We start from the raw sequence: 630 nt of genomic DNA, 5'->3' as shown, positions 1-630 counted from the left end.
AAATTCACCATTACCACTCAGCCAGCAGCGCCTGCTACAAATGGTGCAACACTGGCAACACAGCCTGTTCTTCAACTGAAAGATCAGTACGATAACAATTGCGATTCTGATGGTGCAACTCAGGTAGATGCGACTGCTACAGGAAATGGAACTTGGACCTTAGGTGGAAGTTTACCTCAAACCGCATCTGGCGGAGTGGTAAGCTACTCAGGTTTAAGCGCAAGTAGTAATGTGGAAGTTACAGCAGCAAGCATTACTTTTGATTTGGGTGGCGGAAGTTTTACACTTGAATCCAACTCATTTGCTTTAAGTTTAAATTCTGCACCATCGCTAACAGCTGCTGGTTCGGCAACTGTAGATGCCAATTTTACGGTTTCATTTGATGACAATTCAGATTGGGAATCCAAGATATCAGAAGTATCTTATAATAATACAGTACTAAGTTCAGGAACTGATTACGATATCGATGGAACAGCTAATACCATAACTCTGAAGCCAGGTGGAGGAAATTCAGTTCTTCAAACGGCGGGAACTACCAATTTGGTTGTAAAATCAGATACTTATGCTGATGCAACTGTTTCACAGACTATTGGCCATGGAGCAGCTGCAAAATTCACCATTACCACTCAG

1 protein-coding gene is annotated in these 630 nt (G+C 42.4%); it reads left to right on the top strand.

Going from position 1 to position 630, the window contains the following annotated elements; all coding sequences use genetic code 11:
* Positions 1-630 (top strand): hemoblobin-interacting domain-containing protein (locus M0051_RS19605; protein WP_306743265.1); only part of this gene is annotated, 630 nt, incomplete at both ends.

Source organism: Marinifilum sp. D714, from assembly GCF_030851345.1.
Lineage (GTDB): Bacteria > Bacteroidota > Bacteroidia > Bacteroidales > Marinifilaceae > Marinifilum.
The sequence above is the reverse complement of the archived record's forward strand: the minus strand, read 5'-3'. Positions and strand labels throughout refer to the sequence as shown.